20 protein-coding genes are annotated in these 16,830 nt (G+C 51.8%); 2 read left to right on the plus strand and 18 right to left on the minus strand.

Annotated features, from left to right (window positions below; all coding sequences use genetic code 11):
* Positions 1 to 3: 3 nt before the first annotated feature.
* From ccoS to ACYCZJ_RS11750, 12 genes are all read right to left on the minus strand, one after another.
* Complete coding sequence (ccoS, locus tag ACYCZJ_RS11695; protein WP_461554405.1) at positions 4 to 189, minus strand: cbb3-type cytochrome oxidase assembly protein CcoS; 186 nt, start codon at positions 187 to 189, stop codon at positions 4 to 6.
* On the minus strand, positions 186 to 2,597 hold the full coding sequence (locus ACYCZJ_RS11700) for a heavy metal translocating P-type ATPase (protein WP_461554406.1): 2,412 nt from the start codon (positions 2,595 to 2,597) through the stop codon (positions 186 to 188). Before ACYCZJ_RS11700 ends, ccoS begins: the two co-directional genes overlap by 4 nt.
* 7 nt (positions 2,598 to 2,604) lie before the next feature.
* Positions 2,605 to 3,393, minus strand: coding sequence for a FixH family protein (locus tag ACYCZJ_RS11705; RefSeq protein WP_461554407.1), 789 nt, complete (start codon positions 3,391 to 3,393; stop codon positions 2,605 to 2,607).
* The gene (gene ccoG, locus ACYCZJ_RS11710) at positions 3,390 to 4,826 is read right to left on the minus strand and encodes a cytochrome c oxidase accessory protein CcoG (RefSeq protein ID WP_461554408.1); all 1,437 of its coding nucleotides are present in this window, start codon (positions 4,824 to 4,826) and stop codon (positions 3,390 to 3,392) included. Before ccoG ends, ACYCZJ_RS11705 begins: the two co-directional genes overlap by 4 nt.
* 92 nt (positions 4,827 to 4,918) lie before the next feature.
* The gene (gene ccoP / locus ACYCZJ_RS11715; RefSeq protein ID WP_461554409.1) at positions 4,919 to 5,839 is read right to left on the minus strand and encodes a cytochrome-c oxidase, cbb3-type subunit III; all 921 of its coding nucleotides are present in this window, start codon (positions 5,837 to 5,839) and stop codon (positions 4,919 to 4,921) included.
* On the minus strand, positions 5,836 to 6,030 hold the full coding sequence (locus tag ACYCZJ_RS11720; protein WP_461554410.1) for a cbb3-type cytochrome oxidase subunit 3: 195 nt from the start codon (positions 6,028 to 6,030) through the stop codon (positions 5,836 to 5,838). The genes ccoP and ACYCZJ_RS11720 overlap by 4 nt, the downstream gene beginning before the upstream one ends.
* 15 nt (positions 6,031 to 6,045) lie before the next feature.
* Positions 6,046 to 6,789 (minus strand): cytochrome-c oxidase, cbb3-type subunit II, encoded by a 744-nt coding sequence (ccoO, locus tag ACYCZJ_RS11725; RefSeq protein ID WP_461554411.1) that lies wholly within the window; start codon positions 6,787 to 6,789, stop codon positions 6,046 to 6,048.
* An 18-nt stretch (positions 6,790 to 6,807) separates the two neighbouring features.
* A complete protein-coding gene (gene ccoN, locus ACYCZJ_RS11730) occupies positions 6,808 to 8,277 on the minus strand; it encodes a cytochrome-c oxidase, cbb3-type subunit I (protein ID WP_461554412.1) in 1,470 nt (489 codons plus the stop codon).
* A 104-nt stretch (positions 8,278 to 8,381) separates the two neighbouring features.
* Entirely contained in the window at positions 8,382 to 8,975 is a 594-nt protein-coding gene (locus ACYCZJ_RS11735; protein WP_461554413.1) for an SCO family protein, read from the minus strand.
* A 97-nt stretch (positions 8,976 to 9,072) separates the two neighbouring features.
* The gene (gene cyoE, locus ACYCZJ_RS11740) at positions 9,073 to 9,987 is read right to left on the minus strand and encodes a heme o synthase (RefSeq protein WP_461554414.1); all 915 of its coding nucleotides are present in this window, start codon (positions 9,985 to 9,987) and stop codon (positions 9,073 to 9,075) included.
* Between the two features lie 50 nt (positions 9,988 to 10,037).
* Entirely contained in the window at positions 10,038 to 10,622 is a 585-nt protein-coding gene (locus tag ACYCZJ_RS11745) for an SCO family protein (RefSeq protein ID WP_461554415.1), read from the minus strand.
* The gene (locus ACYCZJ_RS11750) at positions 10,600 to 11,259 is read right to left on the minus strand and encodes an SURF1 family protein (RefSeq protein WP_461554438.1); all 660 of its coding nucleotides are present in this window, start codon (positions 11,257 to 11,259) and stop codon (positions 10,600 to 10,602) included. Before ACYCZJ_RS11750 ends, ACYCZJ_RS11745 begins: the two co-directional genes overlap by 23 nt.
* Positions 11,260 to 11,380: 121 nt before the next feature.
* On the opposite strand from ACYCZJ_RS11750, the gene ACYCZJ_RS11755 reads away from it, so the two are divergent.
* The gene (locus ACYCZJ_RS11755) at positions 11,381 to 11,578 is read left to right on the plus strand and encodes a twin transmembrane helix small protein (protein ID WP_461554416.1); all 198 of its coding nucleotides are present in this window, start codon (positions 11,381 to 11,383) and stop codon (positions 11,576 to 11,578) included.
* Between the two features lie 63 nt (positions 11,579 to 11,641).
* On the opposite strand, the gene ACYCZJ_RS11760 is transcribed toward ACYCZJ_RS11755, so the two are convergent.
* The 6 genes from ACYCZJ_RS11760 to ACYCZJ_RS11785 all read right to left on the minus strand — a co-directional run bounded on the left by ACYCZJ_RS11760 (position 11,642) and on the right by ACYCZJ_RS11785 (position 16,651).
* Complete coding sequence (locus ACYCZJ_RS11760; protein WP_461554417.1) at positions 11,642 to 12,493, minus strand: cytochrome c oxidase subunit 3; 852 nt, start codon at positions 12,491 to 12,493, stop codon at positions 11,642 to 11,644.
* 51 nt (positions 12,494 to 12,544) lie between these two features.
* Positions 12,545 to 12,751 (minus strand): DUF2970 domain-containing protein, encoded by a 207-nt coding sequence (locus ACYCZJ_RS11765; protein WP_461554418.1) that lies wholly within the window; start codon positions 12,749 to 12,751, stop codon positions 12,545 to 12,547.
* Positions 12,744 to 13,304, minus strand: coding sequence for a cytochrome c oxidase assembly protein (locus tag ACYCZJ_RS11770; protein WP_461554419.1), 561 nt, complete (start codon positions 13,302 to 13,304; stop codon positions 12,744 to 12,746). Before ACYCZJ_RS11770 ends, ACYCZJ_RS11765 begins: the two co-directional genes overlap by 8 nt.
* Positions 13,305 to 13,447: 143 nt before the next feature.
* Positions 13,448 to 15,022, minus strand: a complete 1,575-nt coding sequence (gene ctaD / locus ACYCZJ_RS11775; RefSeq protein WP_461554420.1) for a cytochrome c oxidase subunit I — start codon at positions 15,020 to 15,022, stop codon at positions 13,448 to 13,450.
* 28 nt (positions 15,023 to 15,050) lie between these two features.
* Complete coding sequence (gene coxB, locus ACYCZJ_RS11780; protein ID WP_461554421.1) at positions 15,051 to 16,172, minus strand: cytochrome c oxidase subunit II; 1,122 nt, start codon at positions 16,170 to 16,172, stop codon at positions 15,051 to 15,053.
* 32 nt (positions 16,173 to 16,204) lie between these two features.
* Positions 16,205 to 16,651 (minus strand): DUF2244 domain-containing protein, encoded by a 447-nt coding sequence (locus ACYCZJ_RS11785; RefSeq protein WP_461554439.1) that lies wholly within the window; start codon positions 16,649 to 16,651, stop codon positions 16,205 to 16,207.
* Between ACYCZJ_RS11785 and ACYCZJ_RS11790 the strand changes: the two genes are divergently transcribed.
* Positions 16,539 to 16,808 carry a hypothetical protein gene (locus tag ACYCZJ_RS11790; protein ID WP_461554442.1) on the plus strand — a complete coding sequence of 90 codons (270 nt, stop codon included), beginning with the start codon at positions 16,539 to 16,541 and terminating at the stop codon, positions 16,806 to 16,808. The two genes, ACYCZJ_RS11785 and ACYCZJ_RS11790, sit on opposite strands and share 113 nt — an antisense overlap.
* Positions 16,809 to 16,830 lie beyond the last annotated feature (22 nt).

Below are 16,830 nucleotides of genomic sequence, written 5' to 3' on the forward strand. Positions count from 1 at the left end.
AAACTATTTCGTTTTGTCGCTCAATTGATTAGAAGGCAGCATCGGATCATCCTCGTCCATCAAAATACGTTGCGCAGGACCTTCCATATCTTCGAACTGTCCGTTTTTAATCGCCCAGAAAATGCCGAACCCGATCAATAAAATAAATATGACCGTCAAGCCCAGCAAAAACACCAACGTAGAAGTCATTTGAGCCTCAAAGCATTTAACACCACCACCATGGAACTGATGGACATCCCCAACGCAGCCAGCCACGGCGAAATATAACCCAGTGCGGCAAATGGCAATGCAATTACATTATACGCCACTGCCCAAAACAGATTCTGGCGCATCACGGCCAGGGTGTCACGTCCTGTTTCCAGTGCCTGTGACACATCGTCCAGGCGATTGGAGAGCAACACAATGTCACTACTCTGGTTAGCCACATCGGTACCCGCTGCCATCGCAAAAGATACCTGGGCACCGGCCAGTACCGGCGCATCGTTAATACCGTCCCCCACCATTGCCACGATAGCACCATCCCGCTGCAGAGCCTGCAAAGTAGCCAGTTTGTCTTGCGGTTTTTGCTGCCAGTGGAGATTGTCCACACCGAGCGCATTCCCGACATGGCGCACAGTGGTTTCATTATCCCCGCTCAAAATACTGATGTTGATACCGCGTGCCTTGAGCCTCGCCATGGCTTGAACGGCATCCTCCCGCAGCGGGTCCTCCAACACGAACACGGCCAATGCGAGCTTCGCATCACACAACCACACCAATGTCGCACTGGGATGGCGAAGGGCATAATCTTCAGCCATGACCTGGCTGGCTGGAGAAAAATCCTGATTACCCAAGTAATAAGTTTGCCCGTTCACCTCACCCGATACACCCTGACCGGGATGGTTGCGCGCATTTTGCACCACCCGCAAATCGGCTGACAATACGCGACCCTTAAATGCCACCGCCAGAGGATGCTCCGAGGCTTGCTCCAAGCTGGCAGCCAAAACATCGCACTGTGCTACCGGCATATCCGACAATGCCATCACGTCCACGATAACGGGTTTGCCTTGCGTCAGCGTGCCGGTCTTGTCAAATACCACATGATTCACTCTTGCCAGCGTTTCCAGTGCATGGCCACGTGTCACCAAAATACCGCGTTTAATGAGGTGGGAACCCGCCGCTGCCAGTGCCGCAGGCACTGCCAGTGACAATGCACACGGACAGGTGACCACCAGCACGGCAAGCACGATGTCCAGAACCTGTGAGCGGTCAATGAATAACCAGGCCACCCCGACCACCGCCGTAAAAACCAGCAGCGCAACGGTAAACCAGGAAGCAGCCCGGTCGGCAAGCGTGGCTATGCGCGGTTTTTCCGATTGCGCCTTATCCACCATCCGCACTATACCGGCCAGTATGGTATTTTCGCCCACGCCGGTGACCGTCAGCGTAAGCGGGCTTTCCAGATTAATACTGCCGGCGATCACGCTATCCCCCGGCTGCTTGACGACCGGGCGCGGCTCGCCGGTTAATAGCGCTTCGTCCACTGTGGACACACCTTCTGCCACGATGCCGTCGGCGGCAATGGTTTCACCCGGCTTGGCCAGAATACTGTCACCACTCAGCAAGTCCATAACCGGAATATATTCCTGCTGGCCGGCACGGAGCCGGACAGCCATGGTGGGTTGCAGCTTGAGCAGATTTTCCGCGGCTTCTACCGACTTCCCGCGCGCACCCGCCTCCAGTAAACGCGTACCCAACAGGAACAGAACGAACATGCCGATGGAATCGTAATAAACATGCGTTCCCCCAAACACGGTGACCCACACGCTGCCGGCAAATGCAGTAATCAGTGCCAACGCCACCGGCACATCCATATTCAGATGGCCGGACTTGAGGCCACTCCATGCGGCGCGATAAAAAGGCATGGCGGAGAAGGTCACTACCGGCAGCGTCAGCAACAACCCGAACCAGCGTAATAACATGACGGTATTGGGATCAATGCCCTCCCACTTGCCCGCATAGAGGCCCACCGACAGCATCATTGCCTGTGCCGAACCGATCCCGGCAATGGCAAGTCGCTGCAAATCCTTTTTGCGTTTTTTTTGGCGCAGGGCGTCGGCTTGCAAAGCGCTGTAAGGATGAGCGTTATAACCGAGTAACTGGATTTCCTGGAGTATGCGCGACAATGAGATTTCACTGCTGTTCCAGGCAACCCGGGCGCGATGATTGGCATAATTGACCTGCACCATGCGTATGCCGGGTAACTGCTTGAGATGACGTTCGTTGAGCCACACACAGGCGGCACAAGTGATGCCTTCCAGTATCAGCACCGCTTCGCGCTGATCCTCACCGCTGTCTATTACAAAGCTGCGCTGGATATCCGGATGGTCGTAAAGCGCAAGCTTTTTCAGTTCGTCCGGCAACACTTCGTGCCCCTGGCCCGGCAACGCGGTACGATTGGAGTAATACTCGCCGAGTCCATTATCCACAATCGCCTGGGCGACCGCCTGACAACCGCGGCAGCACATGATCCGGGATTGTTGTGCGATATTGACGCTCAGTTCTATGCCATCAGGAACAACCTGGCCACAGTGGTAGCAGGATTCTGGCGATGCCATCCGTTGCTCAGGAAGCAGACACAGTCACATCATGCTCGCGTTCGATGCGTTGACCATCTGCCTCTATCTCCAGTTTGATCACCCATGAGCCTGCGCCAGCAATACTGATGTCACCCGTATATTCACCCGGATTACGCTGTTGCAGATGCATCAGAGGAAGTGTTTGCACATAACCTGGACGGAAGAAATGCAGCGTAATGACAGCATTTTGTATAGGCTGTTTCTGGCTGTCACGCAGGTTCATCACAAGCTTATTGGCTACGGTACCTGCCTTCAGGGTATCCAGACCCGCTATCTCCACATCCCAGCCCAGCTTTTGTTCATCCGAAAGCATTTTAAGATGTGAGTTGATCGCTTTCGACGCTTGGTCAGTATGTTCAGTCACACCCGAGAAGCCCGAATAAACCGTGTGATTCTTGGCACGCGGCATGATCAGGCTCGCCACCCAGGGTGGCACCCCCTGGGTGGATATCGTCACAAAAATGCCATCGGTGATGGCAAGGATCGCAAAAAATGTCATTAATGCTTTCGGCGCCCAGTGCATGCGCTTGCCGGAATTGCGCTTATCGCTTGCAAGCAAGCTGAGCACTGTCGCCGTAGCCAGGAAAATTGCGACGTGAATGGCAATCACATCCAGCTCATCACCATTCATTACCGCATAAAAGGCATAAGCAATGGTAGGAATTGCACCGGAAATCACCCCGCGCCAGTAATTCGCCAAACCCAGGCGACCCAACAACAAATGCAGTATCACCACGATTACAGTGCCGCCAAACAGTGTTTCCAGCAAGCTCATTGTTCGTTCTTCCTTGAATAAAAGTTTACCTGCTCTATCGCCTTGTCTTTCGGCTGCGATAATGGCGTGATTACGAAATCAAAACGGGGGTATTTGCCCACCTGCTGTGGCGTGAGCTTGATACTGGCCTGTACCACGACACTATTGCCACTGTGGACGGTGACCGCCTGGCCCTCATCCAGATCCAGAGCACCACGCGGCAAGCCTTGCGTCGTAATGCGATAGCGCATATCTTTGCCACTCTTGTTGGTCAACCGAATCTGATAGCGATTGCGGATGTCGCCATTGGATAGCACCACATAGAGCGGCTGGCGTATTTGATGGACATCATGTTCGAAAGTGGTACGTGAGGTAATACTGTATATCAGTGCACCTGTCATTACGCTGAGAATGATGGAATAACCCAGAACTTTGGGCCGCATCCAGTGAATATGGGGCTTGGCAGGTACAGGTTTAGCCATATTGGCTTCTGAATCGTAGCGGATCAGGCCACGCGGATAGCCCACTGAGTCCATAATGATATTGCACGCGTCGATACATAACCCGCAAGAGATGCATGCGTATTGTAAACCGTCCCGAATATCGATCCCCGTGGGACAGACCTGGACGCAGAACCCGCAATCAATGCAGTCACCATAGCCTTTATTCTGGCGGATTTCGTGTATTTTCAGTTCACCTTTCGGAGCGGCCCTGCCAAGCTTGGCGTCTCCACGTTTTGCATCATAGGCAACGGCCATCGTTTCAGGGTCATACATCACACTCTGGAAGCGGCCATACGGGCATACGTAAGCGCAGATTTGCTCACGCATCAGCCCCGCGGCAGCGTAGGTGCTAACAGTCAGTGAAAATACCGTGACATAGGCCGCATAAGCGGCATGACCAGTAAAGAATCGTACTAATATATCGGGCGCATATCCGTAATAAAGCACGAATGTCATACCCGTCCAGAATGACAACAATACCCATAGGGCATGCGTCGCACCCAATTTCAGGATTTTTTCTTTATCCCAGGGTTGGCGCTGCAGGCGAATACGTGCCGGACGTTCACCCTGAACAAGTTTTTCTATCCGGACGAATATATCCGTCCACAAAGTCTGAAAGCAAAAGTAGCCACAAAACGCCCGGCCAATCAAGGTGGTGGCAAAAAAAAGCATGACTGCCGCAATAAATAGCAGCAATGCCAGCCAGAAAACATTCTGCGGATACATGACCAGATCAAAAATAAAAAACCGGCGTTGCGCCAGGTCGAACATGATTGCCTGGGAAGCCACGCCTTCTCGCGTCCATGGCAACCATGGCAGTCCGAAGTACACCGTATAGGCGAGTACCATCACCCCCCATTTGAAATTGCGGAAACGCCCCTTGACTGAACGTGTAACAATTGGGATACGCTTCTGATATAGCGCCCGTGGTTCTTCAATACCAACGTTCAAGTATGTTCTCCATGAAAAAACCCCCGCGGTTTGGCAGGGGTTTTATTGAGGCCGCGAGACCGGTCGAAACCGGGTCAGGGGTCAATGACTTCTTACTTACCACCACCCAATTCGTGAACATAGACCGTCAACAACTTGATTTGTTCAGCTGACAGGCGATCTTTCCACGTGGGCATGACACCTTTATTCAGGCCCGTACGAATTACATTCTTCACTGCCGCTTCTTTCAGAGGAATCGTTTTGGCATCGGGCACATCGGCCCACAACCAGATACTATCGGTCAGGTTGGCGGAACCCAGTACCTGCCGCCCTTTCGCATCGACTCCATGACAGTAATAACATGCAGCTGTCTCGGAATGAAACAACACGTCACCCGCCTTTGCACTTTCCGGGTTGACTGCATTGTGCGAAAGGCTCAGCACATAATCAGCCAGTTGGGTCATTTGCGTATCCGTCAATACCTCGGCAAACGGCGGCATATATCCATGCCGCCCATTGGTAATGGTCTGCTGGATGTTCGCGTAATGACCGCCGTAGAGCCAATCGTCATCAGTCAGGTTGGGAGCAAAGTCCATTTTGCCACCGCCACCCTGCTGATGACAGGCAGCGCAGTTGTCGGAAAATAGCTGCTTGCCGGCAGATAACACAAAACTGTTTAATTCAGGATCCTTGGCAATCTGGTCAAACGGCATCGACGCAACCTTGTCGAAATAAGGCTTCTGGGCTGCGATCGCTTCGTTATTTTCCTTGATGAACAAGGCACGCGTATTCCAGTGAGTGGTTTTTTTCACTCCTTTGTCATTAACGTAGGTAATCGTATCAAAACCGGTAGTAAAACCTTTACCTACAGGCCAGGCCGGGTATATGAACCAGTACACGACCGCAGCCAGCACCGAGATATAGAATGCATATAGCCACCAGTCCGGAATCGGATTGTTGTATTCCTGCAGGTCACCGTCCCACGCATGGCCGGTAGTCTGCACGGTATGCGACTGTAATTTTTCCTGACTCATTTCTTGTCTTCCTTGCTTTCAGATTCATCGTCCATGAATGGCATGTATTTATAGGTCTCCAAACGCTCGCCGCGTTTCTTGCTGCCGTATACATACAGCACTATCAATACAAAAGTGACGAACAGAATCACTAGCGCCAAGGGCTTGGTATGCTCATATGAAGCAAACCAGTTCAACCAGTTCATGTCCATGGGCGGCCCTAATAATTAACGGTATTTCACAAACGCATCGTCGTCATACTTGCTGAAATCGACCATGGTACCCAGCACTTGCAAGTAGGCGACCAGCGCATCCATTTCCGTAATCCTGCTGCGATCACCGTCATAATTGCCGGACTCTGCTTGAGCGATCAGGTTTTTACGTGCATCAGGAATGCTCAGCATCTCCGCCGTTGCCGGTCCGAATTCTTTAACGTTAGCCTGGTATTCAGACTTGGTAAGAGAATAGGGCACACCGACTTTACGCAAGGCTTCCATACGTTCCTTGATATCGGAGATATTCAATTCGTTCTTTTCCAGCCATGGAAAATTCGGCATCACGGATTCAGGCACCATGGAGCGCGGGCTAATCAAGTGAGCGACATGCCATTCGTTAGAATATTTTTTGCCGACGCGCGCAAGATCCGGGCCGGTACGCTTGGAACCCCACTGGAATGGATGATCGTATTCCGACTCGGCAGCTAATGAATAGTGACCGTAACGCAACGCTTCATCCCGGAACGGGCGTATCATCTGGGAGTGACACAGGTAGCAACCTTCACGCTGATAAATATCGCGCCCGCGTAATTCCAGTGGTGTATAAGGACGCACGCCGTCCACCTTTTCCACGGTGCTCTTGATAAGAAATAACGGCGCGATCTCGACCAGACCACCAATACTGACGGCCAGCATGGTAAGCACCAGCAGAAGGCCCACATTGGTTTCAATCCATTCGTGCTTGAAATTGAACATAGCTGTTTCCTTGAACTTTTAAGCGCCGGCCATGCCGGATTTCACCATTTTGGCGGACATTTTTGCTTCCAATGCAGCGGCTTCGCCTTTAGCACGGCGAATAGTCATGGCGACGTTCACGAACATCATCACCATACCCGTCAGGAAGAACATGCCACCCACTGCGCGCATCACATAGAACGGATGTACGGCAGCCACTGACTCGACGAAGGAATACTGAAGATTCCCGTATTGATCAAAGGCGCGCCACATGAGACCCTGAAGAATGCCGGATATCCACATTGCAGTGATATACAGGAGCACACCAATGGTGGCAAACCAGAAATGCACGCTCACCATCTTCTGGCTCCAGATTTTGGTATCCCACAGTTTTGGAATCATGTGATACATGGAACCAAACGTGATCATTGATACCCAACCCAAAGTACCGGAGTGCACGTGACCGATGGTCCAGTCGGTGTAATGCGACAGCGCATTCACATCTTTCAGCGCCAGTAGCGGCCCTTCAAAGGTCGCCATACCATAGAACGAGAGTGCGACGATCAGGAAACGCATGATCGGGTCGGTGCGCAATTTATCCCACGCGCCGGACAAAGTCATGATGCCGTTAATCATACCGCCCCAGGAAGGCAGCAACAGCATGATGGAGAATGTCGCCGCCAACGTGGAAGTCCAGTCAGGTAACGCGGTCCAGTGCAGGTGATGCGCTCCGACCCACATATACAGGAAAGTCAGCGCCCAGAAGTGAACAATCGACAAGCGATAAGAGTAGATCGGTCGGCCAGCCTGCTTGGGCACGAAGTAATACATCATGCCCAGGAACGCTGCTGTCAGGAAGAAACCAACCGAGTTGTGGCCATACCACCATTCCGTCATCGCATCCTGCACACCCGAAAACAGGCTATAGGATTTCATTGAGAACAGGCTGACCGGCACTGCCAGATTGTTGAAGGTATGCAGCAATGCTGTGGCAAGAATGAAGGCCAGGAAAAACCAGTTTGCTACATAGATATGTGGCTGCTTGCGTCGCATGATGGTGCCGACGAACACAGCAAGATAAGTAACCCATACAATCTCGATCAGGATGTCGATCGGCCACTCCATTTCCGCATATTCGCGCGACTGGGTGTGGCCCAACATATAACTGATATCTGCCAGTACAACAATCGCCTGCCAGCCCCAAAAGGTGAAGCTGGCCATGCCATCACTGAACAGACGTGCCTGGCAGGTACGCTGCACAATGTAATAGGACGTTGCAAACAACGCACTGCCCCCGAAACCGAATATCGCACTGGTGGTGTGCACCGGACGTAGGCGTCCGAATGTGATATATGGAATATCGAAATTCAGGAACGGCCATGCCAGTTCGGACGCTATGTAGACGCCCGCCGTCATGGCAAGCACGCCCCACACCATGGTCATGATGGAGAACTTTTTCACAATATCGAAATTGTATTGTTCGGTACTGCTTAGTGCCGTAACCGCCATGAGTACTCTCCTGCGCGCCTAGTCTAAATAGCTAGTGTTAGTAAATTGGAATATTACGAATTTTCGGATTTTACCAGCGACCTGTTGTCACGCGCAAGATATGTTCAGTTTTTGAGCAATAATGCGATGTCGTGCGCGATGGCCTGCGGCCCTTGCCCATAGGCCATATAGAGTCGCAGACGGCCGTGTGGATCATAGATATAAGTCCCGGCGCTATGGTCTACCGTATAGCCCCCGTGCCCATCTGGCGGCTGTTTTTGATAGAAGATTTTGAACGATTTGGCCAATGCGGCGGTATCTGCGGGACTGGCATACATCCCCAGAAAACTGGGATTGAAAGCAGGCACATACTGGGCAAGCACGGCGCGGGTATCCCGCTCGGGATCCACTGTCACAAAAATGACTTGTACGTTCGCCGCATCCTTACCGAGCAGTTTCATCGCCATGGCAAAATCCGACAGTGTTGTCGGACACACATCCGGGCAGTGCGTGTAGCCAAAGAAAATAGCGACGACCTTGCCACGAAAATCGGCCAGTGTCCTCACCTTGCCGGTTTGGTCAGTCAGGCGAAAATCACGCCCGTAATCGACACCGGTGATATCCGTAGCATGATATTGGGGCGCCTGTTTCGTCTCGCATCCGCCCAGAACAAGCACCACAAACAAAAACAGGAAATAGGTCAGACGCCGGTTAATCATATTGCCTCATCGGACTCAGGAAAGTTTGCCGCGATTAGTAATCGGACATCTTCCGATTGTATTCCTGCTGTCCGGATGAGGGAAACCCCGGGCAAAATCAGCCGATGGGTCGCGTAAACTTGATGATCCAGTAGTGGTCGATCAATAACAACGCAAACAACAGGCTCAGATACAGGATGGAATAGCGAAATGTCTTCTGCGCCAGTGCATCGCTGTAATGCCGATAAATGGACACGGCATAATAGAGGAAGATGCCATCCAGCATTAACGCACCAACCAGATAAATCAGGCCGCTCATTCCGGTCACAAAAGGCAGCAGCGTGACCGCAGTCAGTGCCACGGTATAGAGCAACACTTGCAGGCGCGTATATTCTTCTCCATGCGTTATCGGCAGCATGGGCAATCCGGCTTTCTCATATTCCTTGCGGCGATACAAGGCCAGAGCCCAGAAATGTGGCGGTGTCCAGACAAAAACAATCAGGAATAACAGCAGCGCATCGCTGCTCACCTCGCCAGTCACTGCGGCCCAACCCAGCACGGGCGGCATCGCGCCCGATGCGCCGCCAATCACAATATTCTGTGGTGTGGCCGGTTTTAGAAATATTGTATACACCACCGCATAGCCTACAAATGTGGCCAGGGTTAACCAGGCCGTCAGCGGATTAACGTAGGCATGCAGCAAATACATACCCGTACCACCTACCAAACCGGCGAATATCAGGGTTTGTGTACTGTTCACCTCGCCGGTAGGGAGCGGGCGGGCACGCGTCCGCGCCATTTTAGCGTCGATCTTCTGCTCAACCAGACAGTTGAATGCAGCGGCAGCACCCGCCACCAATGCGATGCCCAGCGTGGCGGCCAGCATCGGCAGTAACGGCGGCCATCCCGGGACCGCGAGAAACATACCAATTACTGCGGTAAACACAATCAGCGATACCACACGCAGTTTGCATAACCGCAAAAACTGCTGACAGCGACAAACGCTTACTTGCAAAATCAGGCTGCTTGTCATCCTTCTTTACCTCCATCCATTGGGCGCTAAATCGCACCGCGCGTTTTTATTCAGCCTATTTGTGATGTCTTGAGCAAATGCTTGATGTCCTTGATCATGCCGCTCGGATTCGGATTTTTAGGGAAACGCAACATCAGGTTGCCCAACGGGTCGACCAGATAAATATAATTCTCTATATGCCCATTCGCAGGAAATTTTTCGCGGACACTCTGGCCCGTAGTGGCCACTATCGTACCCGCATAATCCGTCATCAGTTCCGCAGCCGGTACTACATTATCCGTGATCAGCCAAAGCCGCTGCACTCTGTCGCGTTCTGCCCCCTGCGCCATACGCACCTGGCGCAGGGTATAAAGTTTTTCGCGACAATACTCATCACACTTTCCGCTATCGAATTCCACCATTACCCACTTGCCTTTTAATTGCTCAAGACTGAATGGCGCTCCATCTGCCTGTACGCCCGTCACACCCGTCAACATTTTCACCGGCAATAATTCGCCATAGTTGGATGTTTTTCCGCTGGGTGTCCAGAAATAATACGCAACATATGAAACCATTACGGGCAATGCAAAAAGCGCAAACAACAATAGCAGCTTGATGCGGGAAATTTTGTTCTCAGGTGGGGATACGTTTGACATTGAGCACCAGATAAATAATTAGAATTGCCGTTGCGATTGCGAACCACTGTACGGCATAACCCATATGCATTGCTGCGCCGGCATCAGGGCGGTCCCATACTCTCACCAAACCATCCCGGGTGTCATTAAGCTGTTGTATCAGCACCGCCTGTACGGCATAAGGCAAGGTTGCCGCGTAGCGCTTGAAATGCAGGTTCTCCCACACTCGCCCTTGTATCGTTGCCGCCGACAATTCCAGGAAACGACTGTACGGGTTGGTTACGATACCTTCGATAGTCACTTGCCCGGGCACCTGTTCTGCCTGCGGCGGAATGGCGCGATTACCTGCGGCCAGCCATCCACGGTTGACCAACACGTAACCTCCACTATTGTCATCATGAAACGGCGTAATGACATAATAACCAGCACGCCCCTTATACAGTTTGTTATCGATATAAATCTGATGACCGAAATCGAAACGGCCATATAACGATACCTTCTGATATAACAGACTCGAACTATCCGCCTGCCTGCCGGGCAGCGTCGCTGCGGGGTCTTTCTGCATCAAATCGTAGCGTGCCTGTAGCGCTCGCTTTTGATCTGCTCTATTCAACTGCCAGTTGGCTAAAAACAAGGTCAACGCGATCATTATGATCATCGCCACAGTTGGCACCAGTGTCGGCTTGAATTGATATACTCCAAATCTCATCTTGCTAATGTCTCACTGGCATGTCTCGGTGGGCTGGGATAGACTAAAACAATTGTACCGGGAGACCGTCATGCGCATCATTGTGTTGATTTTTATTTTCCTGATTCTCACCAGTCTGTTCAGCGCACTCTACTACCTCATCAAGGACAAAGGCCAATCTGAACGTACCGTCAAGGCACTCACGGTACGGATTGTATTGTCACTTTCCCTGTTCGCTCTACTGATGCTCGGCTTCCATTTCGGCTGGTTGCCGCAACGCAGTGTATAACCCGGAATAAAAGCGCCGCACACATACGCGTGCGGCGCAGTCCCCTTTATCCCCGTCCTGCCCTTATAACCAATACACCACCACAAACAGCAGCAGCCAGACCACGTCCACAAAGTGCCAGTACCAGGATACCGCCTCAAATGCAAAATGATGACTTGGTTTGAAGTGGCCGGCCATGGAACGGAACAGGGTCACAATCAGCATGATTGTGCCAATGGTTACATGTAATCCATGAAAACCAGTCAGCATAAAAAATGTTGCACCATACACCCCCGCCCCTAGCGTCAAACCCAACTCGGTGTAAGCCACATGGTATTCATGCGCCTGTAAACTCAGAAAGCCTATACCTAACGCTACCGTCAAGATCAGGCCCAGTATCAACTGGGCACGGTTGTTTTTCTTCAATCCCCAGTGCGCCCAGGTCACGGTCAAACCTGAGGTCAGCAGTAATAATGTATTGATCGCAGGGATACCCCAAGCTTCCATCGGGGTAAATTTCGCTGCCAAACCAGGACCGGCGGTTGGCCAGGTCGCAGTAAAGTGCGGCCATAGTTGCTGCATCGTTTCACCTGAGCCCAAACCCGGAACCGAGATCGTACGCGTATAGAACAGGGCGCCAAAAAAAGCCGCAAAAAACATCACTTCGGAGAAAATAAACCAGCTCATGCCCCAGCGAAATGACAAATCCACCTGATCGTTATATTTTCCGGCTTCGCTTTCTCGAATTACCGTACCGAACCAGCCAAACAGCATCACCAGCAACACGCCTGTTCCGGCAAGCATGACCAGCTTGCCGTGACCCATGTGATTGAGAACCATGACAAATCCGAATGCCAGCAACATCAATGCTATCGATCCCATAATAGGCCAATGCGATGGTGGTGCGAGGTAATACCTATCCTGATGCGTTTCCATGACTGTGTTCCTCCTTCGCTATTTTATTTTTTCACACGCCTAAAATTTATTTTACCTGGTCACCAAATAGACCAATAATAAAATCGCACCTACCAATAACGCGGCACCAATCAACCCTGCGACGATCACCTGCGCAGGCTTCAGATGGTTTACATCTGACTGGTAATCCGATTTGCGCCGGATGCCCAGAAAACTCCAGAACACCGTCTTGGCTGCACGCCAGCCAGTGAGTGTTTTGCGCTGCTCATCCTTAACCACGCAATTCCTTGTCATTTACCGCGACAGCCTGGGCATTCGGATTCAAATTAAAAAACGTATACGATAAAGTAATGGTCTTCACATCCTTCGGCAACATTGGATCAATCACAAAAAGTACTGGCATGATCCTGGTTTCATGCGGCTGAAGCACTTGCTTCGTAAAACAAAAACACTCGATTTTCTTGAAATACTGCACAGCCAGCGCAGGTGCATAACTCGGCACAGCCTGTCCGGTAACTGGCAAATCGCTGTTATTGACCACCTTGTAGTCTACCTGCATCAATTGGCCCGGATGCACTTCCACGATGGGCCGCGTCGAGGTAAATCTCCACGGCATGTTTTCGTTGATATTGGCATCCAGTTCAAGCCGGATTTTCCGGCTTTTATCTATCTGGGTATTTCTGGCCAGTTCCTGCTCTCCGCCCTTGTTTAAACCGCTGACTTCGCAAATCTTGTTATAGAACGGTATCAGCAGAAAACCGAACCCGAACATTGCAACGGCAACAATGCCCAGTTTTCTCAGCATTACCCGGTTGGCCTTCTCCGTGGTCATTGCCAATGATCAAAAATAGTGTAAAGAAACAAGCCGACCGCTATCAAAGCAAGCGCAATCGCCGTGAAATACTTTTTAACTTCATTGTTCAACGTATTCACCCATTCCGGTTTGAGCAGGGCGGACGCCCTGCCCGGCAACATTTATTTCACCATCGGCGCAGTTTCAAACGTGTGATACGGTGCCGGAGAGGGCACCGTCCATTCCAGCCCTTCAGCGCCTTCCCAGACTTTGTCGGTTGCCTTGACACCGCCGCGCACTGCTTTCAATACCACGACCAGGAAAATCAACTGGCTCGCGCCAAAGACGAATCCGCCAATGGAAGCAATCTGGTTGAACTGGGTAAACTGCAACGCATAGTCTGGAACACGTCGAGGCATACCCGCCAACCCAAGGAAATGCATCGGAAAGAACAGGACATTCATCGCGATGACAGAGAGCCAGAAATGCAGTTTAGCCAGTTTTTCATCATACATATGCCCAGTCCATTTGGGCAGCCAGTAATACACGGCCGCAAAAATCGAGAACAGTGCACCCGATACCAACACGTAATGGAAATGCGCCACCACGTAATAGGTATCCTGGAGCTGGATGTCGACCGGTGTAATGGCCAGCACCAGTCCGGAGAATCCACCTATGGTGAACAGACAGACAAAAGCCACCGCAAACAGCATCGGCGTCTCGAAAGTCATCGAACCCTTCCACATCGTGGCGACCCAGTTAAATACTTTCACGCCGGTGGGTACTGAAATCAGCATGGTGGAGTACATGAAGAACAACTGCGCAGCGGCCGGCATGCCCACGGTGAACATGTGATGCGCCCACACGATGAACGACAGAACGGCAATCGATGCCGTTGCATACACCATGGATGAGTAACCGAACAACGGTTTGCGCGCGAAAGTAGGGATGACCTGGGAGATGATGCCAAAGGCCGGCAAAATCATGATGTACACCTCGGGGTGTCCGAAGAACCAGAAAATATGCTGGAACATGACCGGATCGCCGCCGCCCGCCGCATTAAAAAAATGCGTACCGAAGTGGCGGTCGGTCAGCAGCATGGTCACCGCGCCAGCCAGTACCGGCATCACAGCAATCAGTAGATACGCGGTAATCAGCCAGGTCCACACAAACATCGGCATCTTCATCATGGTCATGCCGGGCGCACGCATGTTAAGAATGGTAGTAATGATGTTGATCGAACCCATAATGGACGAAGCGCCCATGATATGTATGGCGAAGATGGTCAGGTCATAAGACATCCCGCCCTGAATGAACAGCGGCGGATACATGGTCCAGCCACCCGCCACAGCGCCGCCCGGCAGGAAAAACGAGCCAATCAGGAAGATCGCAGCCACTGGCAACAACCAGAAACTCCAGTTGTTCATGCGCGGGAACGCCATATCCGGCGCACCAATCATCAAAGGTACTTGCCAGTTAGCCAATCCGGTAAAGGCCGGCATGATCACACCAAAAATCATGATCAGGCCATGCATGGTGGTGAGCTGATTGAAGAATTCAGGATGCACAAACTGCATGCCCGGTTCAAAAAGCTCAGCACGGATCAGCATTGCCAGACTGCCGGCAAAGAAGAACATGATCAGCGCAAACCACAGGTACAGCGTACCGATGTCCTTATGGTTGGTTGTTTTTACCCAGCGCATCAAACCCCTGGGGTGATGATCATGACCATGGTCGTGAGCGTGTGTCGCATCCATATCGAGTCTCCTCTTCTTGCTCGCTTGATTATTTACGCAGTGCCTTGATTTCAGACGGCTGAATCACATCGCCGGTATGATTGCTCCAGGCGTTGCGTTCATACGTGATCACCGCAGCAATTTCTGTATCGGTCAATTGCGCCGCAAACGCAGCCATTGCCGTACCCGGTTTTCCGTTCATCACAATATGAATATGCGCGGCCTTGTCACCCGTTGCAATTTTGGAACCATTGAGCGCCGGAAATGCGCCGGGGATGCCCATGCCGGAGGCCTGGTGGCAAGCCGCGCAATGAGCGGTGAATACCTTTTCGCCCTTGCTCTTCATTTCATCCAGGGTATAGACCTTGTTGGGATCCTCTACCACAGCCGCCTGTTTCGCCTTCTGGCCGGCCAGCCACTTGGCATAGTCTTCCGGGGTTTTGGCATCGACCACTATCGGCATGAAGCCGTGATCCTTACCGCATAGCTCGGAACACTGCCCCCTGTAAATACCGGGCTTTTCAACCTTGAACCAGGTATCCCTGATAAATCCCGGGATCGCGTCCTGCTTCACCCCGAAGGCCGGCACCGACCAGGAGTGGATGACATCATCGGCAGTGACCAGCATGCGAATTTTTTTACCGGTGGGTACAACCAGCGGGTGATCCACCTCAAGCAGATAGTGCGCATCTTTCTGTGCCTTATTATCAATCTGGTCGCGTGGCGTAGAGAGCGTACTGAAAAAATGTATGCCCTCCTGCAGATAATCGTATTCCCATTTCCATTGAAAGCCGGTTACCTTGATCGTCATGTCCGGGCTGGAAGTATCTTTCATGGCCAGGATGGTCTTGCTCGCTGGGAACGCCATACCGATCAGAATAAAAAACGGAATAATGGTCCAGATGACTTCGACCGTCGTATTTTCATGGAAGTGGGCGGCCTGATGGCCCTTGGATTTTCGATGCGCATATATCGAATAAAACATGACGCCAAACACCACCACAAATATCGCCAGCACAACATACATTATCAGCGTGTGCAGATGATAAATCTGGTCGGCAATGGGCGATTCCGGTGCCTGCAGATTCAGTTCATAAGCCGCATGCGCCAAATTTGTCGTCAAACCCAGCGCCATACCTGCGGCCGATCCCAACATTCGTTTTATTTTCATGCCTTCTCCCCTATCCTCATGATTCTGCTTATTTATTGACACCCAAGCCGCCATTCCAGCTGGTGTGCCAGTTCGGTACGTTGCTCATCGTTAAGATGACGTCCCAATTCCTGCTCGGCGCCGTGCGAACGCAGCGCCACCCGGCACTGCTGGCCGACCGTCTGACACTGCAGCACGACCTGCGCCCAGCAACGGTTGTACTCGGAACGCTCAACACGCACATTGTCGCGGCGCTCAAGCACCAGTCTGTTGCCGGCTATCGTGATGCGCTCGTAGTCGCGCTCGTGACAGGAAATTTGATAAAACGCCAGCAAGACAACCAGCATTTCCAGCCCGGCAAAAGGCAGAACCGGCCAAGCGCCCATCATGGCAAACACCCAGGCGGTGACCGACAGAATCAGAAAGAGAGAAGCTAAAACAAGAATTTTGCCCGACCGCGACAGCGAGCAATTGGGTCGCGCAGTGATACAACAATCCACTGCGCCAGTCTGTGTGATTTGTATGCCGCCGTACATTCTGTTGCAAATCCCGCTTATTGCCGTTTTAAGTCGGATGCCCTGCGATCTTTGTGTCGCGCTGGCTAAAGTAGCACAGCATAACGGCGAAAACAATCAAATATATTATGCAAGCATTTGAAATATCTATGTAATTTATTAAT

The organism is Sulfuriferula sp. (assembly GCF_054605375.1).